General features: G+C 43.6%; 9 protein-coding genes. 4 read left to right on the top strand and 5 right to left on the bottom strand.

Annotated features, from left to right (window positions below; translation table 11 throughout):
- The first annotated feature begins 476 nt into the window (after positions 1-476).
- Positions 477-4,814, top strand: a complete 4,338-nt coding sequence (locus BY457_RS07075) for a translocation/assembly module TamB domain-containing protein (RefSeq protein WP_106152634.1) — start codon at positions 477-479, stop codon at positions 4,812-4,814.
- Positions 4,815-4,848: 34 nt separating this feature from the next.
- On the opposite strand, the gene pgl is transcribed toward BY457_RS07075, so the two are convergent.
- From pgl to hydE, 3 genes are all read right to left on the bottom strand, one after another.
- Positions 4,849-5,550: a 6-phosphogluconolactonase gene (gene pgl, locus BY457_RS07070; protein WP_106152633.1), complete on the bottom strand. Its 702-nt coding sequence runs from the start codon at positions 5,548-5,550 to the stop codon at positions 4,849-4,851.
- 373 nt (positions 5,551-5,923) lie between these two features.
- On the bottom strand, positions 5,924-7,438 hold the full coding sequence (gene zwf / locus BY457_RS07065; RefSeq protein ID WP_106152632.1) for a glucose-6-phosphate dehydrogenase: 1,515 nt from the start codon (positions 7,436-7,438) through the stop codon (positions 5,924-5,926).
- A 731-nt stretch (positions 7,439-8,169) separates the two neighbouring features.
- The gene (gene hydE, locus BY457_RS07055) at positions 8,170-9,258 is read right to left on the bottom strand and encodes a [FeFe] hydrogenase H-cluster radical SAM maturase HydE (RefSeq protein WP_106152630.1); all 1,089 of its coding nucleotides are present in this window, start codon (positions 9,256-9,258) and stop codon (positions 8,170-8,172) included.
- Positions 9,259-9,688: 430 nt separating this feature from the next.
- On the opposite strand from hydE, the gene BY457_RS07050 reads away from it, so the two are divergent.
- The 3 genes from BY457_RS07050 to BY457_RS19340 all read left to right on the top strand — a co-directional run bounded on the left by BY457_RS07050 (position 9,689) and on the right by BY457_RS19340 (position 12,955).
- Complete coding sequence (locus BY457_RS07050) at positions 9,689-11,749, top strand: acetate--CoA ligase family protein (RefSeq protein ID WP_106152629.1); 2,061 nt, start codon at positions 9,689-9,691, stop codon at positions 11,747-11,749.
- Between the two features lie 487 nt (positions 11,750-12,236).
- On the top strand, positions 12,237-12,557 hold the full coding sequence (locus tag BY457_RS07040) for a nucleotidyltransferase domain-containing protein (protein WP_106152627.1): 321 nt from the start codon (positions 12,237-12,239) through the stop codon (positions 12,555-12,557).
- Between the two features lie 257 nt (positions 12,558-12,814).
- On the top strand, positions 12,815-12,955 hold the full coding sequence (locus BY457_RS19340; RefSeq protein ID WP_374956695.1) for a hypothetical protein: 141 nt from the start codon (positions 12,815-12,817) through the stop codon (positions 12,953-12,955).
- A 30-nt stretch (positions 12,956-12,985) separates the two neighbouring features.
- Here the strand turns inward: BY457_RS19340 and BY457_RS07030 are convergent, their stop codons facing one another.
- Together BY457_RS07030 and BY457_RS07025 are read right to left on the bottom strand one after the other, a co-directional pair.
- Positions 12,986-13,246, bottom strand: a complete 261-nt coding sequence (locus BY457_RS07030) for a type II toxin-antitoxin system PemK/MazF family toxin (RefSeq protein WP_258176652.1) — start codon at positions 13,244-13,246, stop codon at positions 12,986-12,988.
- 68 nt (positions 13,247-13,314) lie between these two features.
- The gene (locus tag BY457_RS07025) at positions 13,315-13,542 is read right to left on the bottom strand and encodes a DUF2281 domain-containing protein (protein ID WP_106152625.1); all 228 of its coding nucleotides are present in this window, start codon (positions 13,540-13,542) and stop codon (positions 13,315-13,317) included.
- Positions 13,543-13,920 lie beyond the last annotated feature (378 nt).

The raw sequence follows: 13,920 nt of genomic DNA, 5'->3' as shown, positions 1-13,920 counted from the left end.
AAACGGACAGGCCACCGCGCCTTTCAAATAGTAACAGTCATTCACTATAATAACATTCCTTTGAACAGTGATATGTTGACAATTCACCTTTGCTGGTGCAGGCTTTTTAAAGGATTTGCCTAAAAATCCTTGCAAAGGAAATAAAGACACAAGCTTTAAATAACTAATTACTAATTTTTTAAGTCCATTTCAGCCAATCCTAAAATAGATTAACATTTCCCGGGATACAGGCAATTCTAAACTTAATCATATCTTCACAGGATCCATTTTTTTTCAAATCTATCTTCCTTTTTATTAGAAAACTTTATGTGTTTGCACTATTTTTGTATATATAACACAGAATTCAAGAATCCTGCCCCAAACCATTCAAAAAACATCAATATTAAAGCCCGAAAGACATCAAAAGTTACAACAAAATAATTTACATCATTCTCCTTGTAATCATCGGATTACCCATTCTCGGCTCCCTCATATTCATGTTGCCCGGAGTGCAAACCCGTGTTGTAACAAGTGTGACCAACCGCCTTAGTCACGATTTGAATACAGAAATCTCCATCGGACGGATCCAGGCTCTCCCGTTTTCAGGCATCCGTCTGAATGATTTTTTGATTCGCGACCTTCACAACGACACCCTGATGTTTGCCCCGCACGTTCATTCTGAGATTGATTACTTTTCCTTTTTTAAAAAACACATCTTCCTTGGACGGGTCAAAATCACCTCTCCCATCCTCAATCTCAAGCAGGAAGGCGACGCCATGAACTTCACCTTTTTACTCGACTCACTGAAAAAAAATCGCCCGGATACCATTACCTGGCACTATTCAGTTCGCGGTGTGGACATAGAAGATGGAAAAGTTTCCCTGGCCAACAACATCTTTAAGAATGAATCCTTTAAAGTGGACAAACTCACCTTTTCCGAATTAAACCTCAGTGCCACAAGAACTTCAACGGTGAATGACTCACTCAATTTTGATCTTGAAAATCTGAGCCTCACAGAACAAAACGGACTAAAAATTACAGGAGCAGGTGCTGAAGGAAAAATTCGGGAAGACCGAATAAGCATAAAGGATTTCTTTCTGACCACGGACAGGTCAGACCTGAGCATCAAAGAGCTGGAGTTTACACGAAACCCATCGGAAACAGGCCCTTCGGCAGAGCAACGTTTTCACACCAAACTGGATAAGCTGCTCATCTCACCAAAAGAAATTGCCCTTTATCTCAATGGGATCCCGGTTACCAATCATCCATTGATACTCTCCGGGGATATTTCCGGATCACTACGCAACATCAAAGGCAGAAACATCCAGGTCTCAGCCGGGCGACGCACACGACTTAAAACATCATTTGACCTGACAGACCTGAGCGATTTTCGGGAAACCTTTATTTTCATGAAGATTGATCAACTTCAGACCACTTCAGAAGACATACTCCGTTTCACCCGGAAAACGGACAATCCACCTGCAGTCCTTGAGAATCTGGGTATGATTCATTATTCAGGCAATCTGACGGGTTTCTTCAGCGATATGGTGGCCTTTGGAACATTTGATACGGAATTTGGCTCCCTGAGCACCGATATCGGAGTCAAGTTCAATACGGAAGATGGCATTTCCTTTAGTGGAGCGCTCTCAACCAACAATCTCCGGGCAGGAACGGCGCTCGGCAATAAAAACAACCCCGGAAACCTGAATATGGACTTGGAGATCAACGGTTTCTGGAAAAACAAGAAAAGTTATTTTGCCTACCTGATGGGCGACATCAACTCTCTTGAATGGAACAAATACATCTATCAGGATATCAACATCAACGGACTGTTTACCTACCAGCGATTCGACGGATCAGTAGAGATGCAGGACCCCAACGGATTCTTCCGTTTTGATGGAGAAATTGATGCATCCGGAGAGATTCCGGCATTCCTTTTTAATGCCGAGTTGAAAAATGTAATGCCCGACAGGCTCAAACTGGTCCCTTCCATGAAAGATGCCGTAGTGACCCTCTCCGCTGCTGCAAACTTTCGGGGCGATAACATTGACAACCTGGCTGGAAAGATTAACATTACAGAAGGTCTGATTTACACTCCCGAAACATCGCTTTCGCTGGATTCATTTTCTCTTCATGCCTTCCGTGAAGACACCATCAAAAAAATTGAACTTCAGTCAGACTTTATAGACGGCAAAATTTCCGGCCTTTACAACTTCTCGAGGTTCCGCCAGTCATTTCTTGATATGGCTTCTCATTTTGTTCCTTCACTTACCAACCGGGAACCGGGAAGGGATTTACCGAAAAACATTTTTGATTTTGAATTTAACCTAAACGGCTTCGACAGGGCGGCAGCCATCATCCTACCCGGGCTAAATGCCGCGGCCTCAGGCACCTTAAAAGGAAATGTTGATTCCGAAAATAAAATCCTAAACATAGATGCCGGTTTTGAAAAGATCGGATACAAGGGTATCTCTGCATCAGACATTGAACTGCATGCCAACAGTCACAACAGCAAAGAGATGGAGGTTATCCTGAGAACCTCAAGAATTGAAAGAGACAACACGGTAGCGCTGTACAACTTTTCTGTTCACAACAAAGCTTCCCGGGATACGCTGGATGTGAATATTTTCTGGAACAACTGGGACAAAGTAACCAACAGCGGCGCCATCTACACAAGCACTTCATTCAGAAGAGATAAAAACAAAAAATTTTATTCCGACATCCGTCTGGCTCCCTCAACCATCATTTTGCAGGATTCGGTGTGGAATATCAGTGAAGCCCGGGCGATGCTTACCCCAGCCTCCATGAGCATTCAGGGATTGGAGATCACCCATGGCAGCCAGCGGTTAGGTCTCAACGGGTTTTTGCACAAAAAATCGATGGACGGAATGCGCCTGGAGATGGACAATATTGATCTGGCCCAGTTCATAGGCGAATCAAGCACTTTTAAGCATCGGTTTGGTGGAACGGCTGATGGCAGCATTGAACTCAAAAACTTTTACCGGACACCACTCTGGACTGCCAATTTCTCCATTGATCAGTTTAGTTTCAACAACGACACCATCGGCTTTTTTACACTTGGTTCCAGGTGGGATGCCGATAAAAGTGAACTGGAGGTGAACACTTCCGTGCTGAAAGACGACCACAGACCATTGGTGGGATCAGGATACATCAACCCCACAGAAAACAAGATGGACATTGATTTGCAACTGGACCATCTTGAAATAAATTTTCTCAGCACCTTCATAGGCAATATTCTTCAGGATCTGGACGGGACTGCATCAGGCAACCTCTATCTTGCAGGACAACTCACAAAGCCAATGCTTTCGGGAAAAATCAATGTGGATGAGGGCACATTTAATGTGGATCTGCTGCAGACAAGCTATGAGATCAAGGACTCAGTATGGTTTTACCCCAACGAAATCAGGTTTCGGGACCTGACTGTAAAAGACAGACATGGCAAAGAGGGAAATTTCAGAGGATCCATTTATCACGAAAGCTTTTCCAACATGGTTTACAACCTGCAAATGGATGTAAATGATATGTTGGTACTGGACACCAGACTTAAAGACAACCCCTACTATTACGGAACGGTTTATGCCGATGGTCAGATGATGGTTACCGGAACCACACAGAATGTTGAACTGACCATTGAAGGTGAAACACTGGAAAACACGCGGTTTTTCATACCCATGGCCAATAAAGAGGAAGCGGTACAGAGTAAGTTTATACAATTCACGGGCGATCAGGAAACCGAAGAACAAATAACCATCAATACCGCCATTGACGAATATAAAGTGGATCTTACCGGCTTGTCCCTGAATATGGAAATCAATGTTACCCCTCAGGCACGCATCGAAATAATTTTCGATTCCACCCTGGGTGACCTGCTGAGTGCTTCCGGAGACGGAAACATCCAGATTCAGATCGACAGACAGGGGAACATCAGCTTTTTCGGAGATTACATCATCGACAGGGGAGAATATCTTTTTTCTCTGCAAAATCTGGTCAACAAAAAATTTGATATCAACAAAGGAGGTATCGTCTCCTGGCAGGGAGATCCTTACGATGCAAGAATCGATCTCACTGCAGTTTACAAAGTTAAAGCTTCACTCTCAGACCTGATAGGTCCCATGGCAGGCAATTCGGGGAGTGAAGAATCCGGAGATCTTCAGCGACGCATCCCCATCAACTGTAACCTCATGCTCAACGGTCCTCTGGAAAAACCCGGAATCAGATTCGGATTAGAAGCACCAACCCTCACTGAGAGCCGGGAAAGCTATATTCTTGACTTTATTTCGACGGAAGATGAGATGAACAGGCAGGTACTCTCCCTGCTGGTTTTGAACAGATTCTACACCCCCGAATACATGCGTATGGGAAGTGATCCCGGACTGCAGACTAACAATGCAGCATTAGTTACCACCACTGAAATGTTGTCCAATCAGCTTAGCCGATGGCTCTCCAACATCAGTAATGATGTGGATATAGGTGTCAGTTACCGCCCCGAAGACAATATCTCAAGTGAAGAGATTGAGGTTGCATTATCCACGCAGATGTTTAACAATCGCGTAAGCATCAACGGCAATGTGGGCTATGGAAAATATCAGACCAACACCAGTAAAATGGTGGGTGATTTCGACATGGATGTAAAACTCAATCCCAGCGGCACCATCAGGGCAAAGGCTTACACGCGATCCAACGATGACATCATCTACGAAACATCGCCCACTACGCAGGGAATCGGACTCACATTCAAAGAGGAGTTTGACAAATTTACGGACCTGTTGCTCAAATACTGGAAAGCTCTTACCGGGAAAAACAATGATCAATGATCATTGGTAATTGATCATTGATCATTGGCCACTGTCAACTCCCTACAGCCTCCTGATCCAACAGCCAGAGACTTTTATCCCGATTGACCCGTGCCGCAGGATATTTCATGTAATCATCTTTCTCATTAAGGATTTCGTCCACTTTCTCTGCTTTATTCTTTCCGGTGACCAGAAAAATAACTTCACGGGCATTGTTGATGACCTTTCCGGTAAGTGTAACTCTTTTCCGTCCAGATGTTGGATGGGTACCTAACTCGCAAAGTTCTGACGAATCCCACAATTCTATTTCGTGGGGAAATATTGAAGCAGTATGACCATCATCACCCATTCCCAACAAAACAATATCAAAAAAGGGCAATCCATCTTTTTTGGGCAATTCTTTGTCAATAACCTCCCGATAATCCCTGAGGGCCTCTTCGGGGGCCAATTCTCCCTTTATCCTGAAAATATTGGTTTCAGGGACGGGCAACAGAGAAAAGAGATGCTGATGCGTCATATTAAAGTTACTTTCCGCATCATCAGGGGGGACACATCGTTCATCGCCCCAGAAAAACCGTAGCTTTTCCCAGTTAACAGAATTGCTGTATTCCTGCGACAAAACATCAAAAATGGTCTCCGGAGTACTGCCTCCCGAGAGTGCTATGTTGATCTGCTCATTCTCCTGTGTCAGCGTGGAAAGATAATCGCCGAAGAAACGAGCCAATTGTTGTTTTGAGTAAAAAATTTTTGTTTCCATGATTTGTTATCATTAGTTTCCAAAACATTTCACAATAGGGATTTCATCCCTTAAACCCTGAATTACTTTTTTGTCTTGATACAAAAAAGTAATCAAAAAAATTATTACATGATTATTGCTCCGCTCGACAATATTCAAGCAAGCTTGATATTGTTCTCACTAAACGCAATAAGTCAAGACTTAGCCAGCTTACGCTCTAAAAACTACGGTTCTTTTATCGAAATCGTCAAAACTCATCTCGTTTGCTGTGCGCACGAGATTCAAACAGAGACGATTTTACGATAAAACAACCTTGTTTTTAGGCTTACCTGCCAAGGTCAGTCCCAGCCATGTCATTTAGTTTCAAAACTCAACACCCGGAACTCAAAACTCACTACAGCTCACAGTAAAGCCCGTCTGATAAATTCTTACACGGATATCTCCAGGTCATATTTCCTTCGATCAGATCATCGCTCACATCGGGTCCCCATGTCCCACCGGGATAACCATGTACTTTGATGCAGGGGTTTTCTTTCCAGGCCTTTAAAATGGGATCAATAAACTTCCAGGCTGCCTCCACGGCATCGCCGCGGGAATAAAGAGTAGGATCACCCAGCATACAATCCAGCAACAAACGCTCGTAGGCAGAAGGCAAATAAGTATCACCCAGCTCTGAGTAATGGAAATCCATATTCACATCCTGCACCCTGAAACCGGCCCCCGGCACTTTCATGCCAAATTTCATCAACAAACCTTCATCTGGTTGTATCCTGATAACCATCTGATTTTGTTGTCGAAGAATCTCTTTATCCTCAGAAAACAGGTGATGCGGAGTGGGCTGAAAATGAATCACAATCTCAGTCACACGTGTTGGTAACATCTTGCCGGTTCGAATATAAAACGGGACACCTGCCCAACGCCAGTTGTCGATAAAGAACTTCATGGCCACAAAAGTCTCCGTGCGCGATTTGGGATCTACACCCTCCTCCTGACGATAGCCTTTTACATCTTCCCCCCGAACTTTTGATTCCGTATATTGACCACGAATCACAAAGTCCTCCACTTTATCTTTCGGAATGGGCCTCAGTGACTGCAACACTTTCACAATTTCATTACGAATGCTTTCCGCATTAACCAAAGTAGGTGGTTCCATCGCTACCAGACTGGTCAGCAGCAACAAATGATTCTGAACCATGTCACGCATGGCACCTGAATCATCATAATAGCCACCGCGTCCGCCAACACCAATATCCTCGGAGGACGTGACCTCCACATGATGGATGAAGTTTCGGTTCCACAACGGCTCAAATATCCCGTTGGAAAAACGGGTGACCAAAAGATTTTGAACGGTCTCTTTTCCCAGATAGTGATCAATCCGGTAAATTTGTTCTTCATGGAAGTACTTCAACAGATCACAGTTCAATTGCTGAGCACTCTCCAGATCATACCCGAAAGGCTTCTCCACAATCAGACGGCGAAAACCGGAATCGCTTTTGTTCAGTCCCTGCTCTGCCAAAAACTTAGGTACCAGGGGATACATACTAGGTGGTGTGGCCAGATAAAATATAAAGTTACCTTCCGAACCAACTTCCTTATCTAACTCTTCCAGCCGGTTACGGAATCCTTCGTATTCGCTTCCTTCTTTTGTATTGAAAGAGTAATAATAGAGTTGATCCAGAAAATCATTGTGTTCCCGCTCCTTCTTGGAGGCAAACTCTTTTACCCCGTCACTCATTTTATCTCTGAACTGCTCATCGGACAACTCTGTGCGGCCCAATCCCAGCACAGCAAAATTTTCGGGCAACAGTTCCTGATGGTAAAGATCGGCCAAGGCCGGTATTAATTTTCGTTTGGTCAAATCGCCTGAAGCTCCGAATATGACCAGTATGTGGTTTTGTGGTTTTCTCATTATTTTATTTAGTTTTCCTGATGGAATTAGATTTTTAATTATTTAATATTGCTTCTCCCAGCCACCGACTATGCAAAACTCCGGGAATCACTGGTAAATACCTCAAAGAACCTGAGGAACAATGCATCTATACCAGACCGGATATGGCCCCGGAGGGGGCTAACTTGAATAACCCCGGGTGGACAACCCTGGGTAGCCAAGGTAAATAAAATAAACCTGGTCCCCGAAGGGGGCCAACTATTAGTTGTCCGAGATTTTATTTTTTCACATAAATCTGCCATTAGTAACTCAGTGAAGCAATTTCTGTTTGTTTTATCCGCACAGAAGTGAGTTTACGTTCACCCTGGCTGCTTTACTCGCCCAAAAACAGAGTTGGCCCCCATTCGGGGACCGGCCCTTTCGCGCCGACTGCCCCGAGTTGCACTCGGGGTTACTCAAATTGGCCCCTCTCAGGGACCTGCCAATACAATTATTAACACATTGCTTTCCATACTCCCTTGGATCAGGCATCTGTATTATTCAGTTCATCCACCGGAGACGAAAATTCAATCACTTACCCTGATTAATTCATGAATTTTTGTGATGAGATGGTCAAACAGCAAGAAATATGGACAACCGCAGATGAAATTGATGAAGGAAATAGTGAACTATTTTCAAATCAATTTTATCGAGGACGTTCATACTTCGCAGTTGGTTGATCATCGTAATAAATTATTTATGAATTATTCAGGTTAACTCTTCGTCCTCCGGAAAAAATGTTCCGAATCCCCCCATTGATCATATCCGGGAACCCTTCCAATCATTTCGAGCCGAATAGAGAGGCAGTTGCTGCAATCATCAGCTCCTTCATCGGTGCAGGGTTTGTTTTGATACAACAAATAATTGCGCCGCTGGTTCGATGGAGTAATATTTGGCATAATAACATTGGCTCCTGCCTGCATGGCCTTTTCCCTGCCCACGGGATCAATTGTCTGCATCGCTGTAGTTGCAGCAATATTGATGTCCGGCATCATCAACCGCAAGAGCGCCACCATATTAAGAGATGTCAGAAAACGCTCCTGAAGAGGCCACAGCTGATTTTTTTTCACATACAACGGGGTTTCCTCATGTTCAATATAAGGTCCCATTCCCACCATATCGATGTCAAAATTTTTCATAAAAAGGAGATCAGCCGCCAGATGTTTCAACGTTTGGCCAGGCACTCCAATCATTACACCTGTACCGGTTTGATAGCCGGCTTTTTGTAAATCCCTCAGACATTGCAGCCTCTTTTTAAAATCATGCTTCTCATCGTTCGGATGTAACTGATGATAAAGGCTTTCATCAGAAGTTTCAATTCTTAAGAGATAACGATGGGCCCCACTTTCAAACCAACGCCGATAGGTCTCCGCTGACTGCTCCCCCAACGAAAGTGTGATTCCCAATTCTCCGTTGGTTTCAGACTTAATTTTCTTCAGCAACTGATCGATTCGCTCCACAAATGCAGGGTCGTCACGTTCTCCGGACTGCAAAACCAATGAACCATACTTGTGCTCATGAGCAAAACGGGCTGCCTCCAGAATGGCGTCATCCGACAGGTCATAACGCTCGGTGTTACGATTGCTCTTACGGATACCACAATAATAACAATCTTTGGTACAGACATTGGAAAACTCCACCAATCCGCGGTAATAAACTTCATTGCCACGTTTGTTGAGAAGTGTCTCTCCCCCCATGCCCAACAACTCCTTTTGTTCTTCTCCCCTCAAGGCCAGGAGTTTCTCAAGATTTTCCGCCGTCCAGTCAGCAGTTGATATTATATTTCGAATCGTACTTTTCAATGAGGATTGTTTTAACTTTTATTTCCTCGAAAATAATAAGAAAAAAGGAGAAATGTTGTATCCGGGCTATTTGTAAATCTTAAAACTCTCATAACATTAGAGAGTTGCCCCCATTCGGGAACTCGATTCATTTGCACCAGCTGCCCCGAGTTGCACTCGGGATTACTCAAATTGGCCCCTTTCAGGGACTGCTTTCAAATACCCGAAAGTCGCCACGCTAAAACGCCAATTGGTCGCCGCCCGCAAATACCCTACGCTGACTCAATCGGGTTTACACTCCCTCAAAGCGGTCCTCTTCCTAAGAGCCAAGAGCTAACAGCTACTTTGCCCCATGCCCCTTGCTCCATGCTCTTTGCCAAATTTCCCTGACAAAACTCAAAGAAAATCTGTTCAGGAAAACTTAACTTTGAAATATAAAACAGAGACAACCATGATGAATGAGAGCCTGCTGAATCCCCAAAGCATTGTTGTTGTTGGCGGATCGGACGACATTAGCAAACCGGGAGGTAAACTACTGAAAAATATCTTAGATGGCGGTTTTCAGGGAGAATTATCGGTCATCAATCCTAAAAAGGAGACGGTACAGGGCATTCGATGCTTTAAAACCGTGGCTGACCTTCCTGAAAAGATTGATCTGGCCATTTTGGCCATCGCTGCACAACATTGTGTGCCTGCGGTGAAGGAACTGGCAAAAACCAAAAGCACCCGGGCTTTTATCGTCATATCAGCAGGGTTTAGTGAAGACGGTCCGGAAGGAGCTCAACTTGAAGAAGAACTTAAAAAAGCAGTTGAAGATGTTGACGGGGCACTCATAGGGCCCAACTGCATCGGAATGCTCACTCCCACCTATAGCGGAATTTTCACCAGTCCCGTGCCTAAACTGGATCCAAAGGGATGCGATTTTGTCTCCGGATCAGGATCCACTGCCGTATTCATTCTGGAATCAGCCCTGCCAAAAGGATTGACTTTCTCATCGCTTGTTACAGTTGGCAACAGTGCCCAGACAGGAATTGAAGAGGTGCTGGAATACTGGGATGAGTCATACATTCCCGGCAAAAGTTCCAATATCAAACTGATCTACGTCGAAAACATCAAAAATCCGGACAAGCTGCTAAAGCATGCCTCTTCTCTCATTCGCAAAGGATGCCGCATTGCAGCCATTAAATCTGGAATTACCGATGCCGGACAACGAGCCACCGCCTCGCATACGGGGGCTTTGGCCAGCTCAGATTCTGCTGTTGAGGCACTTTTCAGGAAAGCAGGGATTGTGCGCTGCTTTGGTCGGGAAGAGCTCACTACGGTTGCCTCCGTTTTTAATTACCCAAAACTGGAAGGTAAAAATCTGGCTATCATTACCCATGCCGGAGGCGCAGGGGTGATGCTTACCGATGCGCTCTCGGGCGGAGGCCTGAACATTCCCGCCATTGAAGGCAAAGCTCATGATGACATTCTGAATATCCTGAATCCCGGCTCATCAGCCTCCAACCCCATTGACATACTGGCCACCGGCACCGCCGAACAACTGGGACAGGTCATTGAATATTGTGACACACAAATGGACAATATTCACGGGATGATTGTGATTTTTGGCAGCACCGGACTCTCACGGGTATTTGATGCCTACGAGATGATAGACCAAAAGATGAAGCAGTGCCGAAAGCCGGTATTCCCCATTCTTCCCTCTATCAGCAGTGCCCGTGAAGAGGTGGAATTTTTCCTTTCGCACGGTCACATCAACTTCCCCGACGAAGTAGTGCTGGCCAGAGCCCTAACAAGCATCAACCAGACACCCGCTCCGGCGGAGGAAGAGATTTTCACAGAAGGAATTGATATTCAAGCCATCCGAACCGTCATAAAACATGCCCCTGAAGGCTTCCTGGATCCCGCCACCAACAACGAACTACTGGAAGCAGCGGGTATCCCCATTGTGGAAGAAGGAATCGCTACTTCCAAAAAAGAGCTGACCGCTCTGGCCCAAAGACTTGGCTTTCCCCTGGCACTTAAAGTCATCGGGCCTGTGCATAAATCAGACGTGGGCGGCGTTACCCTCAACATCAAATCAGAAACACACCTCCTCTCCGAATACCGCCGGATGCGCAAAATCAAAGGGGTGAAATCCGTGCTTGTTCAAAAGATGCAAACCGGCACCGAACTTTTCATCGGCGCCAAGTATGAACCCACTTTTGGCCACGTAATCCTCTGTGGCCTGGGCGGCATATTCGTTGAATCCCTGGGCGATACCTCCTACGGTCTGGCGCCCCTTACTTTTGAGGAAGCCCGTTCCATGGTTCGTAGCCTCAAAGCCTATCCGGTAATCAAAGGAGCACGCGGTAAAGAGGGCATCAATGAGGACAAATATGTGGAAATCATCGTTCGCCTCTCCACACTACTTCGGTATGCCACCGAAATCAAAGAGATCGACCTGAATCCGCTGATCGGGAATAAAGATGAAATAATAGCGGTGGACGGGAGAATACGGGTTGAGAAATAGGTCTGGCCCCCTAAATCCCCCAAGGGGGACTTTGGGAAGTGTGTAGGGGATGTGGGAGTTGAGGTTTGGTAGAATGAAAGAGGCTAAGGCTGAGAGAATGCTCGTAAAATGGGATATTCCACTATATGATAAGCTTTTCTCCCCCTCGTTTCCGCACGAGGGGAACTTAGACCGTCGTCTCCCTACGATAAAGCAAAAACAAAAAATCTTCACAAAGACCTATTCTTTTCTTCTTTAAACAACCCGACATGCGCTTTTCTCGTCGGAGACGAGTGACCCCCCCTTGTTCGGAAACAAGGGGTAGGTACGATTTTATGATACCAAGGTGGCAAAACCGAGCGATAAATCTGCACTAAAGGGGCCAACCAAAGTCTGAAAATATCGTTATATTTGTTAGAAATTACAAATCCGCACGGATGAGGATATTAACAAAAGTTACATCTCCTTTTCAGACTATTCTTGTAAATTGAAAACAAAATAGAAATCAATGATTAACAATCAGCAAATATTAACTCAATTAAAAAAGCACCTTCAGAAAAGTTACGGGGATTCTATAAGAGATGTGGTATTATTTGGATCCAGGGTAAAGGGTAATTCAAATGAATATTCTGATTATGATATTCTCATTATTTTAAATACAGACTACACAGGTAAAGACGAAAACAAAATTCTCGACTTGTGTTACGATATTGATTTAAAATATAATATTTTACTGGATGTTCATTTGTTGTCAATTAAAGAACTCAATTCCGGACGCGGAAAGCAACCAATTTATACCAAAGCCTTAAATACAGGATTATACGCATGAATAAAAACAGTGACGAAATAGATAACCTGATACGCCATCGAATTCAAGAAGCAGAAGAAACAATTGAAGATGTAAAACTTCTGATTGACAACGCAAGATTGCGAGCAGCCGTCAACAGGATTTATTACGGAATGTTTTATTAATTATTAGCACTTGGATTGGTTTATGAGTTTGAAACCTCTAAACATGCTCAACTAATTGGCTGGTTCAATAAGAATTTTATCCATCCTGAAAAAATTGAGCCGGAATATGGAAAAATGATTAATAAAGCATTTAATCGTCGCACCAAAGGTGATTACGATGTATATGTAGATTTTGATAAAGATGTGGTTTCGGAAATGTTTGACGAGATGAAGTCATTTATTGCCAGGATAAAAAAACATCTTGAAATAAGCTGAGATAAACAGAAATAATTGGGTGAACAGGGCTCATGCTCCCCAATCTTGTAATTGAAAAATCCTTATCAGATTTTTGTCAAGTTTAGAAAAATTCTCTTCATCAAGACATCCCAACAATCCTATGATTAAATTTTTATCTATGGTTGCAATTTTATTTAATCTTACCAAAGAGGTCTTTTTTAATCCATTTGCAAATGATGGATCAATGGATATATCATATTCTGATTGCCATTTTAACTGAGTGGTAATAAAACATATAGTCACATCGTCCTCTGAATCAATCAAGACTATTGCAGGTCTTTTTTACTGCCGGACAAATCAGTAAAAGGAAAAAGGAATTAATATCACATCTCCTTTCTTCATTTGTATCTTTCTTTTAAATCATTCACATCGTACAAATCCTCTTCGTCTTTTAAAAAATCAAACGCTTTTGAATCGGATGTCAACTTTTGAATGTTCTCTGACATAATCCTATCATCAATCTTACTCAATAAAAATTCAGCAAAGTCATTAATTTCCTGAATTTTTGTATCAGGTAATTGTCTGATTTTATTTACTGTATTGTCTATTAACACCTGCCTGTTCATATATCTAAAATTTACAGAGTTGGTAACACAAATATACAAAATCATTATCAGCAAATCATTAATTAGGGCCTGCTGAAAAGGTCAGCAGGCCAATTTTTGATTTCTTTATCAATTTTCTTTTTGGCATTGCCCCAAAAAGGAAACAAAAAAGTCTAGTCCGTTTAAACCTATCCGCCCGCATCAGGCTTAATTTCCGGCTGACACGCAAGGCCTTGAAGTCGCCCATTAAGCCTTCTCGCCAACCGCCGGCCCGGAAAACGAACGGGCCTCCCCGCCTTTTAAACAGTAAAACTCATTCAAAGATAAAACATGCTCTTTACCAGTAAGTTGTTGATAATTTACCTTCTCAAGTTCAGACTTATTTAATAATTTACTTGA

Source organism: Marinilabilia salmonicolor, from assembly GCF_003003035.1.
Taxonomy (GTDB): Bacteria; Bacteroidota; Bacteroidia; order Bacteroidales; family Marinilabiliaceae; genus Marinilabilia; species Marinilabilia salmonicolor_A.
Note: the sequence above shows the minus strand (reverse complement) of the source record. Positions and strands in the feature narration are given on the sequence as shown.

What these genes read in the sequence shown, in the direction of transcription:
- zwf (WP_106152632.1), bottom strand. Translation starts at nt 7,438, where the DNA reads ATGAGAAAACCACAAAACCACATACTGGTCATATTCGGAGCTTCAGGC.
- BY457_RS07025 (WP_106152625.1), bottom strand. Translation starts at nt 13,542, where the DNA reads ATGAACAGGCAGGTGTTAATAGACAATACAGTAAATAAAATCAGACAA.
- pgl (WP_106152633.1), bottom strand. Translation starts at nt 5,550, where the DNA reads ATGGAAACAAAAATTTTTTACTCAAAACAACAATTGGCTCGTTTCTTC.
- BY457_RS07075 (WP_106152634.1), top strand. Translation starts at nt 477, where the DNA reads ATGTTGCCCGGAGTGCAAACCCGTGTTGTAACAAGTGTGACCAACCGC.
- BY457_RS07040 (WP_106152627.1), top strand. Translation starts at nt 12,237, where the DNA reads ATGATTAACAATCAGCAAATATTAACTCAATTAAAAAAGCACCTTCAG.
- BY457_RS19340 (WP_374956695.1), top strand. Translation starts at nt 12,815, where the DNA reads ATGATTAATAAAGCATTTAATCGTCGCACCAAAGGTGATTACGATGTA.
- BY457_RS07050 (WP_106152629.1), top strand. Translation starts at nt 9,689, where the DNA reads ATGATGAATGAGAGCCTGCTGAATCCCCAAAGCATTGTTGTTGTTGGC.